General features: G+C 42.9%; 16 protein-coding genes and 1 pseudogene. 5 read left to right on the top strand and 12 right to left on the bottom strand.

Features of this window, described 5'->3' with window-relative positions; genetic code table 11:
* Nucleotides 1-260: 260 nt before the first annotated feature.
* Nucleotides 261-1,694, top strand: a complete 1,434-nt coding sequence (locus tag GKR48_RS13835; RefSeq protein ID WP_154628496.1) for an anion permease — start codon at nt 261-263, stop codon at nt 1,692-1,694.
* An 83-nt stretch (nt 1,695-1,777) separates the two neighbouring features.
* On the top strand, nt 1,778-2,833 hold the full coding sequence (locus tag GKR48_RS13830) for a 4-oxalomesaconate tautomerase (protein ID WP_154628495.1): 1,056 nt from the start codon (nt 1,778-1,780) through the stop codon (nt 2,831-2,833).
* Nucleotides 2,834-2,881: 48 nt separating this feature from the next.
* Here GKR48_RS13830 and GKR48_RS13825 read toward each other — a convergent pair whose 3' ends face one another.
* The 4 genes from GKR48_RS13825 to GKR48_RS13810 form a co-directional block, all read right to left on the bottom strand.
* Entirely contained in the window at nt 2,882-4,015 is a 1,134-nt protein-coding gene (locus tag GKR48_RS13825; protein ID WP_154628494.1) for an AAA family ATPase, read from the bottom strand.
* On the bottom strand, nt 4,012-4,722 hold the full coding sequence (locus tag GKR48_RS13820) for an RNA ligase family protein (RefSeq protein WP_154628493.1): 711 nt from the start codon (nt 4,720-4,722) through the stop codon (nt 4,012-4,014). The genes GKR48_RS13825 and GKR48_RS13820 overlap by 4 nt, the downstream gene beginning before the upstream one ends.
* 220 nt (nt 4,723-4,942) lie before the next feature.
* Nucleotides 4,943-5,764 (bottom strand): VanW family protein, encoded by an 822-nt coding sequence (locus GKR48_RS13815; protein ID WP_154628492.1) that lies wholly within the window; start codon nt 5,762-5,764, stop codon nt 4,943-4,945.
* Between the two features lie 308 nt (nt 5,765-6,072).
* A complete protein-coding gene (locus GKR48_RS13810; RefSeq protein ID WP_336431168.1) occupies nt 6,073-7,389 on the bottom strand; it encodes a CitMHS family transporter in 1,317 nt (438 codons plus the stop codon).
* A 608-nt stretch (nt 7,390-7,997) separates the two neighbouring features.
* Between GKR48_RS13810 and GKR48_RS13805 the strand changes: the two genes are divergently transcribed.
* Nucleotides 7,998-9,089, top strand: coding sequence for an NADH:flavin oxidoreductase/NADH oxidase (locus GKR48_RS13805; RefSeq protein ID WP_154628490.1), 1,092 nt, complete (start codon nt 7,998-8,000; stop codon nt 9,087-9,089).
* Between the two features lie 90 nt (nt 9,090-9,179).
* Here the strand turns inward: GKR48_RS13805 and GKR48_RS13800 are convergent, their stop codons facing one another.
* Nucleotides 9,180-9,500 carry a lipoprotein gene (locus GKR48_RS13800; RefSeq protein ID WP_036951331.1) on the bottom strand — a complete coding sequence of 107 codons (321 nt, stop codon included), beginning with the start codon at nt 9,498-9,500 and terminating at the stop codon, nt 9,180-9,182.
* Nucleotides 9,501-9,785: 285 nt separating this feature from the next.
* The gene (locus GKR48_RS13795) at nt 9,786-11,258 is read right to left on the bottom strand and encodes an anion permease (RefSeq protein ID WP_036951333.1); all 1,473 of its coding nucleotides are present in this window, start codon (nt 11,256-11,258) and stop codon (nt 9,786-9,788) included.
* Between the two features lie 697 nt (nt 11,259-11,955).
* On the opposite strand from GKR48_RS13795, the gene cutA reads away from it, so the two are divergent.
* Nucleotides 11,956-12,303: a divalent-cation tolerance protein CutA gene (cutA, locus tag GKR48_RS13790; RefSeq protein WP_154628489.1), complete on the top strand. Its 348-nt coding sequence runs from the start codon at nt 11,956-11,958 to the stop codon at nt 12,301-12,303.
* 401 nt (nt 12,304-12,704) lie between these two features.
* On the opposite strand, the gene betA is transcribed toward cutA, so the two are convergent.
* Genes betA through betI form a run of 3 tightly spaced genes read right to left on the bottom strand, consistent with a single transcriptional unit; the run spans nt 12,705 to nt 16,508 of the window.
* Nucleotides 12,705-14,372, bottom strand: coding sequence for a choline dehydrogenase (betA, locus tag GKR48_RS13785; RefSeq protein ID WP_154628488.1), 1,668 nt, complete (start codon nt 14,370-14,372; stop codon nt 12,705-12,707).
* A gap of 33 nt (nt 14,373-14,405) precedes the next feature.
* Nucleotides 14,406-15,884, bottom strand: a complete 1,479-nt coding sequence (gene betB, locus GKR48_RS13780) for a betaine-aldehyde dehydrogenase (RefSeq protein WP_154628487.1) — start codon at nt 15,882-15,884, stop codon at nt 14,406-14,408.
* Between the two features lie 21 nt (nt 15,885-15,905).
* Nucleotides 15,906-16,508, bottom strand: coding sequence for a transcriptional regulator BetI (betI, locus tag GKR48_RS13775; protein ID WP_154628526.1), 603 nt, complete (start codon nt 16,506-16,508; stop codon nt 15,906-15,908).
* Nucleotides 16,509-16,717: 209 nt separating this feature from the next.
* Between betI and GKR48_RS13770 the strand changes: the two genes are divergently transcribed.
* Entirely contained in the window at nt 16,718-18,760 is a 2,043-nt protein-coding gene (locus GKR48_RS13770) for a choline transporter (RefSeq protein ID WP_154628486.1), read from the top strand.
* Between the two features lie 73 nt (nt 18,761-18,833).
* On the opposite strand, the gene GKR48_RS13765 is transcribed toward GKR48_RS13770, so the two are convergent.
* The 3 genes and pseudogenes from GKR48_RS13765 to GKR48_RS13755 form a co-directional block, all read right to left on the bottom strand.
* Entirely contained in the window at nt 18,834-19,196 is a 363-nt protein-coding gene (locus tag GKR48_RS13765) for a hypothetical protein (protein ID WP_225575016.1), read from the bottom strand.
* 315 nt (nt 19,197-19,511) lie between these two features.
* Nucleotides 19,512-20,438, bottom strand: a pseudogene (locus GKR48_RS18195) (contact-dependent growth inhibition system immunity protein); the annotation flags it as partial.
* Between the two features lie 169 nt (nt 20,439-20,607).
* Entirely contained in the window at nt 20,608-21,105 is a 498-nt protein-coding gene (locus tag GKR48_RS13755; RefSeq protein ID WP_154628484.1) for a contact-dependent growth inhibition system immunity protein, read from the bottom strand.
* Nucleotide 21,106: the final 1 nt, after the last annotated feature.

The raw sequence follows: 21,106 nt of genomic DNA, 5'->3' as shown, positions 1-21,106 counted from the left end.
ACTTAAATATTTATTAATAAAGGAACAAACATCACAAAAATGATTAATTAAAACCAGAGAAAATAATTTTTAAATAAAAACTGATTTTGCTTTTCAATCATTAATAACATTTCTGTTAATAAGCGTTAACCAATAGTTTTATTAAAAATATAACACTATTCAAGATACCGCTATATCCAGAAATAGGTTTCCACACATTTTAGATATTCGTTTTATGTGATTTAAGAAATTTAAAGTTTATATTCTTGAAGGATTAGCCTATGCAAAAAGATAAAATATGGAAGCTATTAGTTTTAATAGCCATTCCAATAATCATTGCCTTAATACCGACGCCCGCTGGGCTACCGAGTATTGCATGGCTGTTATTTGGTCTGTACCTTGCCGCCATTGTGGGGCTGGTATTAAAACCTTATTCCGAGCCTGTGATCTTGTTAGCCACGATTGCTGCCAGTGCGGTGATCATCGGTGTAACAGGCACTAAAGACGTCAAAGTTGGCGAAGTTCTAAGTGGTTACTCATCCGGTACAACGTGGTTAGTTTTCGCCGCGTTCACCTTGAGTGCCGCGTTCGTCATAACCGGTTTGGGTAAGCGCCTCTCCTATATTCTTATTGGAAAATTAGGTGGCACCACTCTTGGACTGGGTTATGTCACCGCTATCCTTGACTTGATTATTGCGCCAGCAACGCCATCAAATACCGCGCGTGCTGGTGGGATTGTCTTCCCTATCATCAACAGTGTGGCGGTTGCATTAGGGTCTGATCCTGAAAAAAGTCCCCGTAAAGCAGGCCACTACTTGCTGGTAAACGTGTATATGGTGACCAAAACCACCAGCTATATGTTCTTAACAGCTATGGCACCAAACGCGCTAGCATTAGCGATGATGACCGACATTATGGGTATCCATTTAAGTTGGGGTGGCTGGGCATTAGCCGCTGCCGTGCCGGGCTTAATCATGTTGATCCTCACTCCGTTGATTATCTACAAACTGTATCCACCTGAATTGAAAAAGGTGAATAACAAAGAGATCGCAGCAAAAGGTTTAGCCGATTTAGGTCCAATGACCATGCGTGAAAAACTGCTCAGCATTATCTTTGTGCTAGCGTTATCAGGCTGGATATTCGCAGATAAAATCGGTGTGAGCGCCTCAAGTGTCGCCATTGCGGTCATGGCATTAACACTGATCCTCGGTGTCGTCACTTGGGATGATGTACTGAAGAACAAAGGTGGCTGGAACACTCTGATTTGGTACGGTGGTATTATCGGTATGTCCGGTGTGCTCACCAAAGCAGGCTTCTTCAAATGGTTAGCCGATGTGATGAGCGAACACCTCTCCTTCGGTGACCAAGCGATGTTAGCGTTCTTTGTCATCATGTTTATCAGTGTCGCTATTCGCTACCTGTTCGCCTCTGGTGGTGCCTATGTGGCGGCGATGGTACCTGTTTTTGCCACCGTTGGTATGGTCGCAGGCGCACCGCCGATGCTGTTAGCGCTGGGCCTACTGTTCTCTAACGCTTACGGCGGCAGCTTAACCCATTACGGAGGCGCGGCAGCCCCAATCGTCTTCGGTGCAGGCTATAACGATATTCGTTCTTGGTGGGTCATTGGTGGGATTATCGCGTTCCTCAGCTTATTAGTTCACATGACTATTGGTTTAGGTTGGTGGGAAATTCTTATCAATATGGGCTTAATCTAATCGCCCTTACCCCATAAAAAAGATGGAGTGCAATATAACGCACTCCATTTTTCTTACGGTAAGGCGTTCAAAAAGGACGCGTGATGAAACAAATTCCTTGTACATTAATGCGCGGAGGCACATCAAAAGGTGTCTTTCTCCTCGCGAATAATCTCCCGACCGACATTCAACAACGTGATGAACTGATCTTAGCGATTATGGGCTCCGGTCATCCTTTACAAATCGATGGTATTGGTGGCGGTAGCCCGCAAACCAGTAAAGTGGCCATTATTAGCCCATCGACACACCCAGATGCAGATGTTGACTACCTTTTTGCACAAGTCGCCATTACTGAGCGCATCGTCGATACTGCCCCTAACTGCGGTAATATTCTGTGTGCGGTCGGGTCATTCTCGTTAGAAAAAGGGTTAGTACCTATCACCGGAGATGTGACCACCGTCAGGGTGCGTAACGCCAACACTAATACCTTTATCAACGCCACCATTCAAACCCCTAATGGGCAAGTGGAATATAACGGTAATGCAACTATTGCGGGTGTTCCCGGTCAGGCTGCCCCTGTTGGTTTAACTTTTCTTAATGCCAGTGGAACCAAAACAGGGAAACTTTTTCCTACCGGAAATATGGTTGATCTCATTGATGGTGTTGAAGTTTCTTGCCTCGATATGGCGACGCCTGTGGTGCTTATCGATGCCCCACAGCTGAATAAAACGGGGTATGAAACGGCGGAGCAACTTGAAGGCGATAGCGAGTTTATGCAAAAGCTGGAGCACCTTCGCCTGCGGGCTGGTGTACTGATAGGGTTAGGCGATGTCAGCAAAAAAGTGATCCCTAAACCGATTTTGGTCTCCCCCGCTATTCACGGCGGCACCATTAATGTGCGCTATTTTATGCCCCATAAATGCCATGGCGCGCTAGCAGTAACGGGCGCGATTGCCATTGCCACAGGCTGCGTGATTTCAGGCACCGTTATCGAGCGTTATCTTCAAGGAAATGTGGATATGCAGAAAATTGCCATTGAACATCTTAGTGGTAAATTTGAGGTAACGTTAAGTAACCCGACGGATAAGCCTGAAGGCCTACAAGCCTCGATTATCCGCACGGCCAGAAAATTATTTGAAGGGAAGGTTTTTGTGCCTTGATGGCGAACTGATTGTCCTGCCTCTTTGACAGAGGCAGGATGATAACACTTACTTCACCCGCTCACTCAAAAATTCACCATTGATAAAATAGGAAACTTGATGAGCTTCATCAGGGGTCGGTATTTCCAGTTTCCCCGCCATTCTTTCCATCACATTTTCCGGTACCGCATACTTGCGCTGGCGATTTTGCTGCTGCCACTGCTTGTACGGCACTTCCAGATAAATCAAATGCACCTTAGCTTGGTAGCGGGCAAATAAGCTGATCATGCTTTCGCGTAATGAGGCACTTAGCGAGGTCGCATTCCAGATGAAATCCTGTTTGCTACGCAAATAGACTTTCGCCTGCTCTTTCGCTTGCTGCGCGACCCAACCTTGGGCATTTTTATCCGCTGGGCTGATTTTATGCATTCGGCGAATTTCATCCAAGCATACCATCGGAGTTTGAGGGTAATGTTGTTGAATAAAATGGTCTTTCCCCATTCCCGGCAAGCCACATAGCATAATCACTTCGCTACCGTCTTCATCAAACGGTTGATAATCCGGTGTGCCGCGTTGAGTGTAGAAATAGTGAAAGCGTCCCGCCAATGACGCGAAAGCTTTCGGCTGATCCCAACAATCATGTTCACGGCAAAACAGTTCAAATAGCTCGATGCGCGCTAATAAATCCGCTTTGTCTTCGCATTCACGCCCAATAGCATCTGCTTTCGCTAACATACACAACAAGGACATTTCGACCCGTAATGAGGCGGCGTATAAGGCTCGCTCTGGGTCAGGCTTATCCATCAACCATAACGGTAAACCGTGAAAGCGCACTAATGCGGCAATTTGTTCGCGGATAGCAAATGGCGTTTCCACTTCACGAAACAGAATGTTGCGAGCGGATAACTCGCCTTTTTTTGCATGCCCTGGTGAGCGAATCCGCCCCTCTTCTTCTCGTGTGGTGCTACGTTTTTCCACATCATGCAAAAGCGCCGCTGTCCAGACAATCTGCTGCTGCGCTTCGGGCAATTGCTGATATTCCGGTAACCCTTCCAGCGCCGCTAATACCATTTGGGTATGAATGGCCACATCCCCTTCTGCATGGTGCAGCGCATCTTGGGGAACACCATGCATATCACGCACAAATTCAAACTGATCAGCAAGTTGCGACCATTCACGCCGTTTTGTCAGTTGCCAACTCATTGGTCACCTCCTTGCATCTCAAACGCTAATTTCGCGCGCTGCCAATTTCGCTTCCAGTGGATATCGGTTTTGACATGGTTTTTGCGCACATATTTAAAAACATGCTGCATAAAATCATCCACGGCAAAACCTTGGCGATTGCGCGTTACAATGCCTTCCATGCTGCACGGTTTTCCGGTATGGGTATCCCGTGCAATAAATTGGCTATCTTTCTCTGCCGCGGCGATTAACCCGCTGCTGTATTGCTGGGCAGTGAGCGTTTTGTCGATAGCCAAATGAAGCTCGGGTACGGTCGGAAAATCAAACAGTGAGGCGTAAAACTTCACTTCATCCCAACTGAGCCAATAATCCCCTTGGCGTACGGCGAACACGTAAAAATAATCTTCGATATGTTGGTATTCGATGGAATGCACGGCATACAGATTTTCGCCAAACAATTCGATATCACCCAGGTCATCTTTAATTAATTGCCAACGTTGACGAATTTGTTGCGACCATGCCGACTGAGTCGGAGCGCCATGGGAGCGAGCAAATACGCCGTGACGATTCAGACAATTATTTTCACCATCGAGTTTTTCAGTATGAACCAGTTGTTCAATATTTTGGATATGCGCCCACCAATCGCTATTAATACGATCGTCGCTGGTGGTGCCCGGTGAGAACGGATAGTGATACGTTCTACCATACTTCCTTGATTGCATATTCATTATGCTTTCTCTACAGAAATAACAAAACACAACAAATCTTGTGCAAGATTTGCCTCTGCGATAATTGAGAAATCAAGTGTTGGTATTACATATCTGGTCCGCGAGACGGCCTCATTTTGGGTGTTTTATCAGAAAAACAGCAAGAAATAACTTAGTTGAGGGGGATTCTAAACGAATTAATTAGGTAAAAGCCAGTAACATATTCCTAATTATGCTCGTATTAACCCGCATCACTCAATTGAGATTCATCCAGTGGGTACTTCACCACCACTTTGTTGCGATATAAACAGCGGTCGCTAAGTGTGAGCGGCTCTTGCCCTTTGGTGGTGATTTGCTGCCAAATTTCATTATGACGATAAATCACGCCGCGTTCCCGAACAAACTTATGGTTCTGTTGGTAAATATGATATTTATTTTCTCGGGACTCTGAACACAGTAGCTCCCCTTCTATTTGGTGTTCGCCAATGTTAAACACTAACTGGAATGTCGCTTGAGTGGGGTTATACAACACAAGGTCGATATAGTTATAGAAAATAGCGGCACCGGATCCAAACGGCAGTACGCGCCCTTCATCGGGAAATGGGTCAAAACTGTGGTTGGCTCGCTCCACAACTTGCAGCGGTGAATGAAGCGCCATCCAGTGGATTAAATTGCTAAGTTGGCAAATTCCTCCGCCAATTCCGCTGCGAGCTTCTCCGTAGGAAAGTTCCATTCCTTCCACAAATCCGCGTTTGGCAGTAGGTTTGCCCACAAGGCGGCAAAATGAAAAATATTCCCCCGGTGCGATAGTGACGCCATTCATCGTTTCAATCGCAATGCCGAGGTTTATCACTTTGTTATGCTGCAATCGAAGGTCTGATTGACCCAACTTGCGGATAAGGCGTGATGTGTGTTTATGGTAGCGGTATTCCAGCGGTTGCTCCGCCAAATTGCGGGTATATTTTCGCCCTGAAAATGCCCAATGCCAGCGCCTAAGTAGCCGTTTTTGATTCACACGCAGCCAATACAAGATAGGATGATAGGAAGAAAGAGGTCTGCGCATGTCGAGCCTTATAGGTTTCAGATAATAAAGGCATCTTCACATAATTCCCTCATCATCAATATAGTCACTGTCCGATAATTAATGTTCCACTTAGCAACTGTTTACTCTCACCGCTTTCTGTTTATTTTCCCTATCTTCTATCTTTCCAGATTTTAGGTTTTTCCTTAGTTTCCCCAAACATTGGCTCTATGGATTTTGTGCTGTAGCAAGGCGGCGAGTGCAGCTAATCCCTAGGAGCATACATAAGTATGTGACTAGGGTTAGTAAGCGAAGCCAACACCGCTACAGCGCAAAAGACGACGAGCGGATCAATAGAGACCTAAAACCCCACCGATGGCGAGTGTGAAAAAACTGAACACCCAAATCCACCCGAACGAATACCGCAAATGACGTCCCATATCAATCCCCGCCAGCCCCATCGCCAGCCACGCGGCTGGTGAGAACGGGCTCACAAACGTCCCCGCGTTATTTCCTATCGCCATGGCGTACACTACCGCTGAAGGATCAACCCCTGCCGTCGCGGCAATCTGCTGAATAATTGGCAACAATGCAAAATAGTAAGCGTCAGTACTGGTGAAAATATCCATAGGTACGCCGAGGATACCCACAAAAATATGAATTTTTGATACCCATTCCGTTGGCAGAATTGATGTCAGATCCATCGCAATGGATTTCAACATTCCACCATCAGATAAAATACCTAAAAATGCCCCAGCGGCGAGAATAATTGCCACCATACCTAACGCCTGAGGTGCATGTAGGGAAAGCACCTTCATCTGCTCTTTGGGGTTTGGATAGTTAATTAATAATGCTAAAGAAAGCGCAATCATAAACACATATGGTGCTGAAAGTAACCCGAATGCTAAACAAATAATCGCCCCGACAATCAATCCACCATTAATTAAGGGCTTTTTAGGTTTATGGACAGTATCAGCCACATCTGCGATTTGTTCACTCTCACCTAACAGTGAATCCATTTGATACGGTGTAGTGCCATTTAATGCGGCCGCATCAATACGGCGCTTTTCACGCATTCCCATAATGATGGCAAATACCACAGCGCCACCCATACCAATCAATTGTACGGGAATTAAGCCTTGCCATAGTGTAGAGGCATCAATGCCTGTTACCGCTGACGCACGACCTAGTGGCCCGCCCCACGGCACCATATTAATGATCCCCATACTTGCGCACATCAGCAGCAACATTAGGTATGGGCTCATACCTAATTGTCGGTATAGCGGTAATAATGCCGGAATAATAATTAAAAACGTTGCGGCGCCAGAGCCATCTAAGTGCACTACCCCCGCTATCAACGTGGTCATAATACAGACGATAATCACATTACCACGGGTCATTTTGACCATCATGCGGATCAGTGGGTCAAAAATATGTAAGTCCTTCATCATGCTGAAGAACAAAATGGCAAACAAAAACATCGCTGCCACTTTTGCCACTTTATTAATGCCGCTTTCGAAGAAGACCGAGATTTCACCAATGGAATATCCCGCGAGCAGTGCACCAATAAAAGGAATACAAGACATTGCAATAATTGGGCTAGCTTTACCCATCATCAGTAAAGTGACGATTGTCACGATGATTAAAATACCAATAATTGTTAACACATTGACCTTCCTTTTTAGAATTATATTTTCACAGGCTAATACACGTTGTTGAAAATAAATCAGCTACACTTTTACAGTTGTAATTTTATTTTCATCTCCATGGCTCTTTTTACATAAAACTAATATTACGCAGGGTTAATCATTGCTTATATAAAGCCCCTATATAGGTTGCAAGATGAAAATTATTTTTTTGCGGCGGCAATATTGATTTCAAGGTAAATAAAATCATTGAATAGAATAGAAATTCAGAGTGAAAACCTATTAGCACCATAAAAACCATAAAACCGAATTAAGTTTATCGCTCTTGATTTATCATGGAGTTAACAAAGAGAGATACACTAAGCGAGTATTTATCATGATTTGAAATGGCACATTGCTATATATCTATATTCTATCCCTCGTACTTCTATGCATAATAAAAAATAGCAAGCAGAGATTTATACTTTTTATTCTTTTCCTCAAAATTATCTTTGCGTTATTGCTTTTTCAGCTTGCTTATAACGAAAAATTTTTTTGAATACCTAAATTTGCCGCTTTATCACAAGAATGCTCTTCCTTTTTTTGTATACTGTCAGAATTATCTTAAGTTTCGTTATAAGGAAAAAGGAATGAGTTACCTATTTTCACCAGCTAACTTAGGTCAAGTTCAGCTAACTAACCGTATTATTGTGCCACCTATGTGCCAATATTCTGCACATGAAGGTCTCATCAGTCCTTGGCATCAGGCTCATTATATGAACCTTGCCTTATCCGGCGCTTCCCTTGTAATTGTCGAAGCTAGTGCTGTAAATTCCGATGGGCGAATTACTTACCAAGATTTAGGTTTATGGAATGATGCTCAAACACAGGCGTTTAAAACCCTGTTAACGAACATCAAAAGTTTTGCCAATGCAAAATTAGGGATTCAAATTGCCCATGCAGGCAGAAAAGCATCCTGCGCACTACCGTGGGAAGGTGGACAAAACTTAGCACCAGAAGATCAGCATGGTTGGCAAACAGTCGCGCCATCCGCCCTGCCTTTTGGTGACAGCTATCCACCGAAGGCTCTCACAGTGAATGAGATCCACGAAATCACCCAACAGTTTGTAGATTCCGCAAAACGCGCTGAACAAGCGGGTTTTGATTTAATTGAAATTCATGCAGCTCATGGCTATTTACTGCATGAATTCCTATCTCCTATCGCTAATCAGCGACAAGATGAATATGGCGGCAGTTTTGCTAACCGTACTCGATTTTTAGTGGATGTATTTCGTGAAGTGCGTGCGGCAGTCAGTCCAAATATTGCTGTCGGTATCCGTATTTCAGCGACGGATTGGGTCGCCGGGGGCTGGGATTTGACACAATCGATTGAACTCACTGAGGTGCTAGAAGAATTAGGGTGCGATTATATCCACGTATCTTCCGGTGGATTGTCAGATAAGCAGCAGATCCCCGTCAGTCCAAATTACCAAGTGCCACTGGCACAAGCAATTCACGAACATACCGATATGCCAGTGATTGCTGTAGGACTGATCACCGAGCCTCATCAAGCAGAAGCGATTATTGCGACAGGGCAAGCTGACTTTATTGCCATTGGTCGCGGTATTTTATACGAGCCACGCTGGCCATGGCGTGCCGCCAGTGTGCTCAATGAACAAATTAATGTAGCACCACAATATTTACGCTGTGCTCCGCATCAATTTAAGCAGCTATTTAAATAAGCGTTGATTTAAAAACCAGTCCTAAAAACAGTAAAGCCACGGGATTTTTCATCACCGTGGCTTTATTTAACAATGACTAAAGCTATTCAATTAACGCGCGTTAGTTGCACACTCTTGAACAAATGAAATCATAGTTTGTTGGAATTCAGGCGCAGCGGCGGGTGATTTTTGCAGTTCGCTGTCTAAACGTTTAAATTCTTTTAAACCATATTTTTCAACAGTTTTATCGTAAGCACAGCCACAGATTGCGCTAATAGCTTGTGCGGTTTCTGTATCAGATTCGCCCGCTGCTTTTACACAGTTGTTTACGAACTCAGAACGATACTCTGCAATCTCTTTTTTCTCGTCTGAACACGCTGACAACAATGCCATCATACCCGCCATACCCAATACTAATGCTGTCTTTTTCATTTTTAACCTATTTATCTTTGTTTATCTTCGTTTATATCGGGTTAACATTAAAACCCTACAACATACCTTAGTATTAATCATAGCTGCTTTAAATTAAAAAAGCTTGTTTCCATTGAATATTTAATTGCCCTATTTATTTCAATGAATTCACTAATTTAAGGTTTAAATTTTATGATTTTTCGCCCTGTAAGATATAATTTCACTCACAGTCTATAGAGGATAAAAAAGCCGGAAGATAATTCCGGCTTTTGATGAATAAGTATTTTTAGTTAATCTTCAATGGTATTACCAGTAACCCAGGAATTTCCACCAAATACTCCCTAAACTGATCCAAATAATTAAGTTAACCACACTCATCACAAAGCCTGCTTTCCACCATTCGCCCAGTGTGGCATAGCCCGAACCGAAGATAATCGGTGCTGTACCCGTGCCGTAGTGAGTTAATGACATCATTAAGGATGAGGAGAATGCTAAGGTTAAACCTAACAGCATTGGCGGTGCACCTAATGCGAGACCCGCCGCAAAGAACGCACCAAACATTGCGGTAATGTGCGCCGTAGTACTGGCGAAGAAATAGTGGGAGTAAACATAGATAAGCACCAAAATTAAGGTACCCCAAACCCAACTAATTCCCATGCTATCAATGGAGCTTCCCACTGTGACAGACATCCACTTAATCAGGCCTAATTTACCCAAGAAGCTTGCCATCATCACCAGTGCGGCGAACCAAACAACGGTATCCCATGCCCCTTTATTTTTCAGGACATCATCCCAGTTAATCACCCCAGTGCCCAATAATACGCTCAGACCAATAAAGGCTGCCGTCGTCGCATTCACGCTAAATGATGGACCAAACAGCATTTCAGGAACCCCTGCCCACATCATTAATAACAGGATGAAAACCCCTAAAGTGATCATTTCTGGCAGTGAAATCGGGCCTAATTGTTGTAAACGCTCTTTGGCGAAATTAGGCGCATCCGGTGTAGAAGTAATTTCTGGCTTATACATGAAGTAAATAACCAGTGGCATTAAAATCAAAGAGACAATCGCCGGTACGAATGCCGCAATCGCCCACATTCCCCAAGTTAGCTCATTACCTTTACCCGCTTCACTGACAATTAAGCTCACAATCAATGGGTTCGGTGCTGTTGCCGTAATAAACATCGCAGAGGTAATTGGGTTGATATTGTAGTTCACTAAAGAGAGGTAGCGCCCTATTTTCCCTGAAGTGCCGTCTTCCGCCTTAGATCCAAAACTGTCTGAAATCGAACGCATAATCGGGTGAATAATTCCCCCGCCTCGCGCGGTGTTACTTGGCGTCACCGGTGCAAGAATGGTTTCTGCAATAGCCAATGAGTATGCAATCCCAATGGTTTTTTTACCAAACAGAGAAATAACGTAATAACCAATACGCGCTCCCAGCCCCGTTTTATTCAAGCTCATGGAGACCATGATGGAAATACCAATCAGCCAAATCAGGTCATTGGAAAAACCACTTAATGCATCTGCAATCGCGCCTTTCGTCGATTCTGGATTGGTGACGCCTGTCGCGGCCACCAATGAAATCGCAACGATAGAAACACCACCAATCGGTAACGCTTTACCGATAATCGCGGCGATAGTTCCGACAAACAGGGCTAATAAATGCCATGCATTCGGATTAACACCTTCAGGAACAGGAATAGCAAACCAGATAATTAACGTAATCGCGACGGCGATTAAGGTGGGTATCGGTTTTAACGGGGTCAGTTTATTCATAAGGGTATCCATACAGTTTTTGAGATGGAATGACAGAGAAAGTGCAATATATATTTTTTTATTCTCAGTTGATGTTAGCAAATAATCATCTGAAAATATTGATCGTTATCATTTGGTTACTGAGTTTCATATGAATTTCAAGCTATTATGTAACAAAATGTAATTGAAATTCACAAACAGTCACACTCCCTTAAAGTGAGTTAAAAGCGGCTGCAAAATAAAAACGAGTAACATTTATACGTAAAAACGTCACTAACTCTTCCATCGGATTAAAGCGATTAAATATTAGAATATTTTCCAAAACTCAATTAATATACAAAAATTCAATAATTATTGATATTTACCTATCTAAAACTTAATGCTGAATCGAATTACTCATAATTAATCAAGAATAGCAATAAAGCACCTTGTAAATAGATTTACTTTAGTTTATTAGAGCGGATAAAAACCAAACAGGCTAATTGATTAATGAAATTGTTTAGCTCAAGCCCTAAGCTATTAAGGTAAATATATTGTTATCTCATGGGCAGCCAATTCATTACCCAATAAGATAATAGTTATAAGTAATAATCACCTCCACATTAATAACGCACTTCTCTATTTGTATCATTATGTGGCTACGTTTTCTTATGGGCAGCTAAGCTAGAATGAATCAGACTACTCATTTAAATAAGCCCTTTAAATAAAGGAGATTGAAATGACATTTGACGATAATCATTATAAGAACCAACAACAACCTTGCATCGTTTTAAGCACAACTAATAGCCAAGAAAGTGCGATAAAAATTGCACAATACCTGTTGAATAACCACCTTGCTGCCTGTGTTTCATTATTACCAGAAATGAAATCAGTCTATTTGTGGAAAGGAAATGTGACGGAAGATAATGAAATTCTATTACTGATAAAAAGTACAATTGGTAATCAACAAGCGTTATTTGATGCAATCAAGGAAATTCATCCCTATGAAATTCCTGAATTAATTCGGCTAGACCCTAACCAAGTTGAGGATAATTATTTACAGTGGCTGGTTAATTCTGTCCGTTAATATTCATACTTGCCATATTATTTTCGGTTTACATTCATTTTTCATATAGCAATTATGATCATTTTTATTAGCTGATCAGCTTTGGTAAATACAAAATTAGTGTTATATAAGTAGTCTCGCTTAATATTTATTTTCCTCCTTCGTTTGGAGGATTTTTTTGTCAGATTGACACCAATAGCGTTAAATTTTAGATTACACATCCAAATATGAACCTTTCAATTCAATACACTACCCTTTATTAAATAAAAAGTATAAATCTGTTTTATGTCTTATTTCGAATACTTGCCTTGCCCTATTCACTCCAAGCGTCATAGCTCATTTCCCTAACTTAACTGTGGATAAATAGCACAAAGGGTGAGGACGTCCCTCACCCATAAAATACGTCACCCATAAACTACGTTTTAGCCTGCTCTAGCTGCCTGACTACCCGCTTTAAAATAGGGAGCCTGGCTGGGTGCTAAAGGCTCTCGACCGCGAATTTTGTCCGCTATTTTTTCCGCAATCATAATGGTTGTGGCATTTAAATTGCCTGTAATAATCAACGGCATAATGGACGCATCAATCACTCGCAGGTTATCAATCCCATGAACACGCCCTTCACCATCGACAACCGCCATCGCATCCGAGCCCATTTTACACGTTCCACAAGGATGAAACGCCGTTTCCGCGCATTCTCGTACAAACTGATCAAGTTGCTCATCGGTGACAATGTGCTTACCGGGGCTGATCTCTTCGCCTCGATACGGGTCTAACGCTGGCTGAGCCATAATTTCCCTTGTGATGCGGATCGCTGCACGAAACTCTTCCCAATCCTGCTCACAAGACATGTAATTGAACAAGATGCTAGGGTGTTGATGCGGGTCACGAGATTTTATCTGCACTCGACCACGACTTGGTGAACGCATAGATCCCACATGAGCCTGAAAGCCATGCTGATTCACCGCATTGCTGCCATTGTAGTTAATCGCCACTGGCAAAAAGTGAAATTGAATATTTGGCCATGCAAATTTTTCACTGCTGCGAATAAACCCGCCCGCTTCAAACTGATTACTGGCACCAATACCGGTACCTTTAAATAACCACTGCGCACCAATCATCGGCTGATTAAACCATTTCAATGCGGGATACAGGGAAACGGGTTGCTTACATTCATATTGCAAGTACATTTCCAGATGGTCTTGCAAATTTTCCCCCACACCTTCCAGATACTGAATGGGAGGGATCTCAAACTGCTCCAGCACCGTTTTAGGGCCGACACCGGAGCGCTGCAAAATTTGCGGGGAGGCGATAGCCCCAGCGCATAGCAAAATTTCTTTACGCGCCTTCGCCACCTGCACTTGCTGATGGTTTCCTAAATAATACTTCACAGAAACCGCTTTTTTCCCTTCAAACTCAATGGTATCCGTAGTGGCATGGGTAACTATCGTCAAGTTTTTACGGTTGCGAGCTTGGTCTAGATACCCTCTGGCTGTACTCGCTCGACGCCCTTTAGGCGTCACCGTACGATCCATCGGACCAAACCCCTCTTGCTGGTAACCGTTTAAATCATCTGTTCTCGGATAACCCGCTTGAACACCCGCTTCAACCATCGCGTGGAATAGCACATTATTTTTGGGTTTTGGCGTCGTCACACTGACGGGACCTTGGTCGCCGTGGTAATCATTTCCACCAATATCGCGGGTTTCTGCTTTACGGAAATAAGGCAAACAATTGGCATAAGCCCAATCTTCTAGCCCTGGTACTTGTGCCCAGCCATCAAAGTCCATGGCATTTCCACGGATATAACACATGCCGTTAATCAATGAAGAGCCGCCAAGCCCTTTACCACGTCCACATTCCATACGGCGGTTGTTCATATGGGGCTCAGGCTCTGTTTCATACGCCCAGTTATAACGGCGCCCCTGAAGTGGGTAAGCTAATGCCGCTGGCATTTGTGTGCGAAAGTCGAACCGGTGGTCCGGTCCTCCTGCTTCAAGGAGCAGCACAGTAACATCAGTATCTTCTGTCAGGCGGGTAGCAAGAACGTTACCGGCTGAACCAGCACCGATAATAATGTAGTCATAGACCATTGTTATCTCCTCTGTTTCAGTCAAATTAAGTGATTAAAAAATGGATGAAAACTCTCCGAGTTCAACTTGAATGGATTTGATTTGAGTGTAATTTTGCAGCGTCATTAGGCCATTTTCACGCCCGACACCAGAATGCTTATAACCGCCCACGGGCATTTGTGCAGGAGATTCTCCCCAAGTATTGATCCAGCAAATTCCGGCTTCCAATTGGTGAATAACACGATGAGCACGGGCAAGATCTTGCGTGACAATTCCTGCCGCTAAACCGTAAATCGAGTGATTTGCTCGCTCAATCACCTCATCTTCTGTGCGGTAGCTTAGAATGCTCATCACCGGACCAAAAATCTCTTCTTGGGTGATTTGCATTTCATCGGTGCAATCAGTAAACACCGTCGGTGACACATACGCGCCGTTTGCCAGTGACTCAGTTATCAGACGCTCACCGCCACATAACACGGTCGCCCCTTGCGCTTTGCCAATCTCAATATAGCGCAGCACATTGTCCAGATGCTTGAAGCTGACCAATGGGCCAAAATTGGTATTTTCATCGGTTGGTGAGCCAATACGAATGCGAGCAACACGCTCCGCGATTTTGGCTTCAAAGGCGGCTTTCAGGTTTTCAGGGATAAATACCCGCGTTCCGTTGGTACATACTTGCCCGGAGCTGTAAAAATTCGCCATCATGGCGATATCAGCGGCTTTGTCTAAATCAGCATCATCAAAAATAATCAGCGGTGATTTTCCACCCAGCTCCATGGTGACCTCTTTAAGGCTTGAGCTAGAGGCATTGGACATCACTTTTTTCCCTGTCGGGACGCCGCCAGTAAATGAGATTTTGGCGATATCAGGATGCTCTGTTAGCCATTGACCCACTTCACCGCCCATTCCCGTGACCACGTTAAACACCCCCGCAGGTAAACCCGCTTCCGTGTAGATTTCCGCCAGCTTTAATGCGGTTAATGAGGTAACTTCGCTGGGTTTAAATACCATGGCGTTGCCCGCCGCCAATGCCGGTGCGGATTTCCATAACGCAATTTGAATGGGGTAGTTCCATGCACCAATCCCCGCAACAACCCCCAACGGCTCACGGCGAGTATAGACAAACGAGGTTTCACGTAGCGGAATTTGCTGCCCTTCTAGAGCGGGGATCAAGCCTGCATAATATTCAAGAACATCCGCGCCCGTCACAATATCCACAAAGCGCGTTTCAGAAAGTGGCTTCCCCGTATCGAGGGTTTCTAAATAGGCAAGTTCATCATTACGTTCACGTAAAATATCCACAGCACGGCGCAAGATACGTGAGCGCTCCATCGCGGTCATTGCCGCCCAAATTTTTTGCCCCTGTTTTGCACTTTCCACCGCCCAGTGAATATCGTCGATGCTAGCTGATTGCAAATGTGCAATCACGTCGCCATTGGCTGGGTTGATTGCCTCAAACTGCCCGCATTCAGGTTGTGAACTGTCGACATATCCGCCATGAATGTAAAGCTTATGAATCGGTGGATGTTGCATAACGTCTCCTTTGAAAAATAGTTAGGTCGAATGGTCTCCTGCACGTGCCAGTTGCATATCGATATACTCGTTAGTGATACTAAGCGCTTCCTTCACAGAAAAAGGCTCACTACTCAGCGCACTGCGCAACCATAATCCATCAATCAAGGCAGCCAGTCCTTTAGCGGCACGGCGTGCGACAGGTTGACTTAGCGTTCGCCCAAATTCATAGCTGAGGTTTGAATATAAGCGACGCTCATTCACTCGCTGCAAGCGATTCAGATTTGGTTGGTGCATACTGCTCGCCCAAAATGCCAGCCACGTTTTCATTGCGGCTTCACTGATTTGGGTGGAGTCAAAGTTCCCTTCCACAATTGCCTGAATTCGCGCTTTAGGGTTTTCACCACTCAATAATCTGAGCCGCATCGCAATACCAAACCCTAATTGATACTGGATATGGCGCATGGTGGCTTCTAATAAACCGCTTTTATCACGGAAATAGTGGCTAATAATCCCAGTAGACACCCCGGCTTTACGGGCGATCAGCACAAAGCTGGCTTCTTGCATTCCCACTTCGTTGATGACAGCTAAAGTGGCCTGAATTAACTGCTGTTTACGTATCGATTGAACGCCTATTTTCGGCATGGCATGAAGACCTAATAAGACCATTGAACCCATTCATTAAACGATTTTTTAATTGAATGTTCAATCAATATTAACTATTGTTTACAACAATTAATTTACAAATAACTCGAGGAGATACCCGTGAAATTTTAAATATTTACTAATAATTCAACACGTTAGTAAATAATCTAATTTTAAATTTTCATCCAGATAAAACTGTGGAACTGCCAATGACAAATTCAAAAAGTCCAAAAAATGGGCAGAAAGACCAACTTAATCACGTTGTTTTTTTTACCTCCGCCGCCTTAATACTGGCGTTTTCTTTTTTCACCATCCTGATGACTGACACCGCAAATCAATGGATTGTTGCAACACTGGGTTGGGTGTCAAAAACCTTCGGCTGGTATTACTTACTCGCCGCCACGTTATATATCGTTTTTGTGATTTTTATTGCAACTTCACGATTTGGGAATATCAAGCTGGGACCGGAGCAATCCAAACCGGAATTTAGTTTGCTTAGCTGGTCGGCGATGCTATTTGCCGCGGGCATCGGCATTGATTTGATGTTTTTCTCGGTGGCTGAACCGGTCACTCAATATATGTTACCGCCAACGGGTGAAGGCGAAACCCTTGAAGCGGCTCGTCAGTCGATGGTGTGGACACTGTTTCACTATGGACTCACGGGCTGGTCAATGTACGCCTTGATGGGCATTGCACTCGGTTACTTTAGTTATCGCTATAATTTGCCATTAACCATCCGTTCTGCCCTATATCCGATTTTTGGTAATCGAATTAACGGACCGATTGGTCATACCGTCGATATTGCCGCCGTGCTCGGGACGATTTTCGGTATCGCCACTACCCTCGGTATTGGGGTAGTGCAACTCAATTACGGGCTAAAAGTGCTGTTTGATCTTCCCCAAGGGCTAACTGTACAAGGTGGTCTGATTTTTCTTTCCGTTATCATGGCGGTGATTTCCGCCACATCGGGAGTCAATAAAGGGATCCGTATTCTCTCGGAACTTAACGTGCTGCTAGCATTGGGGCTGATCCTGTTTATCTTATTTGTGGGGGATACTGAATTTCTGCTCAACGCGCTGGTACTCAACGTCGGGGATTATGTGAACCGTTTTATGGGGATGACCTTGAACAGTTTTGCGTTTGATAGACCGACTGACTGGATGAATAGCTGGACGCTGTTTTTCTGGGCATGGTGGGTCGCTTGGTCGCCTTTTGTTGGGCTGTTTTTGGCACGAATTTCCCGTGGTCGCACCATTCGCCAGTTTGTGATTGGCACTCTAATAATCCCGTTTGTCTTCACGCTACTTTGGCTCTCTATCTTTGGTAATAGCGCTCTGTATGAAATTATTCATGGCAATAAAGCGTTAGCCGAAACAGTATTAGAAGCGCCTGAAAAAGGATTTTATTCCCTACTCGAGTTATATCCGGGCTTTGGATTGACCGCCTCCGTTGCCACCATTACGGGGTTACTGTTTTACGTGACATCCGCGGATTCTGGTTCGTTAGTGCTAGGGAATTTTACCTCAAAACTGAGTGATATTAATCACGATTCCCCTAATTGGCTGCGAATTTTCTGGTCAGTGGCTATTGGTTTACTCACCCTTGGGATGTTAATGACCGATGGGGTGCCTGCCCTGCAAAATACCACCGTGATTATGGGGCTGCCGTTTAGTTTTGTGATCTTCTTTATTATGGCAGGACTGTATAAGTCATTGCGGTTTGAAGATTATCGCCGCGTCAGTGCCATTAATACCAACGCCCCTGCGCCGCTGTACGGTAACGAGCCGATTAAATGGAAACAGCGTTTGGGACGCGTGATGAATTTCCCCGGCACCACCTATACCCAACGGATGTTAGATTTAGTCTGTATTCCTGCGATGCAAGATGTGGCGAAAGAGCTGGAATTACGTGGCGCTAAGGTGGAATTTGCGATCCACCCTCTTGCCGAAGAAGAGCGACTTAACCATTTAGAGTTAGTGGTCGATTTAGAAGAAGAGCAAAGCTTTATCTACCAAATTTGGCCTCGTCGCTATACGGTGCCAAGCTTTACCTACCGTGCTCGCTCCGGTAAATCCCACTATTACCGCCTTGAAACTTACTTGTGGGAAGGCACCCAAGCTAACGATTTAATGGACTACACCAAAGAACAGGTGATCAGCGATATTCTCGACCAATATGAGAAGCATTTGAATTTTATTCATTTAAGCCGCGAAGCACCGGGGGCGACATTGACCTTTCCCGAAGGAAATTAATAGAAAGCTGATTATTTAAACAATGCAAAAGGCGCCCAATAGCGCCTTTTGTTTGCAACCCAGAGAATACTAATTATTCATTCTGATATTTTTGCTCTAGCATGGATTGAAGCTCGCGCGGGTTGTTCATCCACGATAAATGCCCCGGACAGCCTGCCGCCGTCGGGTTAATATCACAAGGGCGGATGTGATTGAGCAAGGATTTTTCATCTTCATCCCGCTGTTCGAGTAGCGATTGGTAGCTACGATCTTGCTGGGCAATTTTTAATTTCGGGTCAAATTTGAACTTCTGCTCTTCCCGCAGTGAGTCCATTCCTTGGTAGTTTTCATGATATAGGCGATCAACGGGTGATTTTTCTTTAAATGACAAGTCGGTGGCAAAGCCAAAAGGAGCACAGAAAACAAGAAAAAAGACAACAATAACCTTTTTAAACATATGGATACCTACTGTAAATGCATAATTTGGCATTATATGCACTTACTACACATAAGAGTATTAAATATATTTTAAATTTTCAAATTTCATTGCTTATTAAGCAGTTATGAATAATTAGATATAAAATCAATTGATTAAATGCCTATTAATACCCATAGTGATTATTTATACTTTTAATTTTTCTCTATCTAAGAGGTCTTCATTACCAATGGCTCGACCATTAAGCATATCCCGTCACAAAGCGCAACAAAATAAGCTTGCAAGTCCGCTAAAAGAAGGTTGAATTAAAAATTAAATACACTGGACAAAATGATACTAAACGCTATTTCGGCACCGAGACATGCCTTCTTTTACCGCTTTGCCTAACTCTTCATTCGACACTGTTTGGGGCAAAATAATATTATCATCATCGGTAAAACCATCACCAGACCAAAGTTCTAATTTTTTATGCAGCATAGGTTTTATTAAAAACAATCCTCTTTCAAATACAATGTTGCAACTTGACATATTTTTGAAAAACTGACGTTTTGTCTTTAAATTACATTTATGGCAAGCTTCTTTAACCCATTGATTATAAGCATTAATTACACCATCTCTGCTTATTGGTGTTTCACTTGCTCTAATGTCATATTTATTCGACTTTTTCAATAACTCTTTTATAACTTCGCCTAATTTTACATTATCAACATCTACAGCTAAATAAGACACTGGTACTGTATAGTCATACACAAGTAAGTTAAACCACGATAGTGTTTTGATAAAATAGAAATACTCATTACGGTATATAGAAACATGTGCGTCTTCGGCTATCTCCCCCATCATTTTTAACCTCTCATTTAACAACGGTAATTTTAATAAGTATGTTTTTTCAGCTCCATATAAGATCGCCGTATTAATTGCATTCCATTGTTCTATGGTTGTTTTTTCTGGAACAGCTAACTCTATTGTTTTAGATTTTATATTTTTACTTTCCAAATAAAAAGCTAATAACTTATGCTCTTTGAAGTCAAATACTGAATCTGTATATTTGTTAATTTGCTTAATTTGCTTAATTTGCTTAATTTGCTTAATTTGCTTAATTTGCTTAATTATTCTATTAGGATTCTGATAAGTACTTGCCCCTGTATCTAATGTTTTAACGCTAATCGCTTCTTTATTCACGGTAAAATAATCAAATACGAGGAAATTATTGGGTAAGCACTCTGCGGAAAAAAGCTTACGTGCTGTGCTAATATAATCCTCAAATGGGAATCCCTACTTATAAATACCATCACCAAAAGCCATATAGGTTCGGCTGCCGTCAGGCTCTATTCGATAACTTTTTAAAATACTTAACTTATTTCGTTAAAAGGACAAGCCTTCCCTGAAAAAGAAGGCTTAATGTACATTAATTATTTAAAAATAAATAATGCTAAACACTATTTCGGCACCGGGACATACCTTCTTTTACCGCTTTGCCTAACTCTTCATTCGACACTGTTTGGGGTAAAATAATATTGTCATCATCGGTAAAGCCATCTCTCGTCCAGATTTCTAGTTTCTTATGCCACATTGGTTTTATTAAAATCTCATTGTTATGCTTCTTTAAATTACAAGTCATCATTCGTAAAAATAATGCTTTTTTATTTTTAAATTGACATTTAGTTAGAAGCTCACTCACCCATAACTTGTAGTCTTCGTTTATTTTTTCTTTATTATAAAATTCTTCATTTTCATATGGATGAATAGTTCTACATTGACTAAAGGCTAAATTTATTGTTTCCCCCAGCTTTTCATCTGAAACTTCTTTTTCTAGGCAATATACTGGCGCTTTATCATCCTTAATAAATAAGTGATACCCAGAGAAAACAAAAATAAAATAAAATCGTTCATTTCTGCGAACTGCTATATTCCTTTCTGAATCATACATG

It is taken from the genome of Providencia sp. wls1943 (assembly GCF_009706275.1).
Taxonomy (GTDB): domain Bacteria; phylum Pseudomonadota; class Gammaproteobacteria; order Enterobacterales; family Enterobacteriaceae; genus Providencia; species Providencia zhijiangensis.
The sequence above is the reverse complement of the archived record's forward strand: the minus strand, read 5'-3'. Positions and strand labels throughout refer to the sequence as shown.

Excerpts from the sequence above, each read along its gene's own strand:
- GKR48_RS13830 (WP_154628495.1), top strand. The coding sequence starts at position 1,778 with ATGAAACAAATTCCTTGTACATTAATGCGCGGAGGCACATCAAAAGGT.
- betI (WP_154628526.1), bottom strand. The coding sequence starts at position 16,508 with ATGCCGAAAATAGGCGTTCAATCGATACGTAAACAGCAGTTAATTCAG.
- GKR48_RS13835 (WP_154628496.1), top strand. The coding sequence starts at position 261 with ATGCAAAAAGATAAAATATGGAAGCTATTAGTTTTAATAGCCATTCCA.
- GKR48_RS13770 (WP_154628486.1), top strand. The coding sequence starts at position 16,718 with ATGACAAATTCAAAAAGTCCAAAAAATGGGCAGAAAGACCAACTTAAT.
- GKR48_RS13765 (WP_225575016.1), bottom strand. The coding sequence starts at position 19,196 with ATGTTTAAAAAGGTTATTGTTGTCTTTTTTCTTGTTTTCTGTGCTCCT.
- GKR48_RS13815 (WP_154628492.1), bottom strand. The coding sequence starts at position 5,764 with ATGCGCAGACCTCTTTCTTCCTATCATCCTATCTTGTATTGGCTGCGT.
- GKR48_RS13825 (WP_154628494.1), bottom strand. The coding sequence starts at position 4,015 with ATGAGTTGGCAACTGACAAAACGGCGTGAATGGTCGCAACTTGCTGAT.
- betB (WP_154628487.1), bottom strand. The coding sequence starts at position 15,884 with ATGCAACATCCACCGATTCATAAGCTTTACATTCATGGCGGATATGTC.
- GKR48_RS13755 (WP_154628484.1), bottom strand. The coding sequence starts at position 21,105 with ATGTATGATTCAGAAAGGAATATAGCAGTTCGCAGAAATGAACGATTT.
- GKR48_RS13795 (WP_036951333.1), bottom strand. The coding sequence starts at position 11,258 with ATGAATAAACTGACCCCGTTAAAACCGATACCCACCTTAATCGCCGTC.
- GKR48_RS13805 (WP_154628490.1), top strand. The coding sequence starts at position 7,998 with ATGAGTTACCTATTTTCACCAGCTAACTTAGGTCAAGTTCAGCTAACT.
- cutA (WP_154628489.1), top strand. The coding sequence starts at position 11,956 with ATGACATTTGACGATAATCATTATAAGAACCAACAACAACCTTGCATC.
- GKR48_RS13820 (WP_154628493.1), bottom strand. The coding sequence starts at position 4,722 with ATGAATATGCAATCAAGGAAGTATGGTAGAACGTATCACTATCCGTTC.
- GKR48_RS13800 (WP_036951331.1), bottom strand. The coding sequence starts at position 9,500 with ATGAAAAAGACAGCATTAGTATTGGGTATGGCGGGTATGATGGCATTG.
- betA (WP_154628488.1), bottom strand. The coding sequence starts at position 14,372 with ATGGTCTATGACTACATTATTATCGGTGCTGGTTCAGCCGGTAACGTT.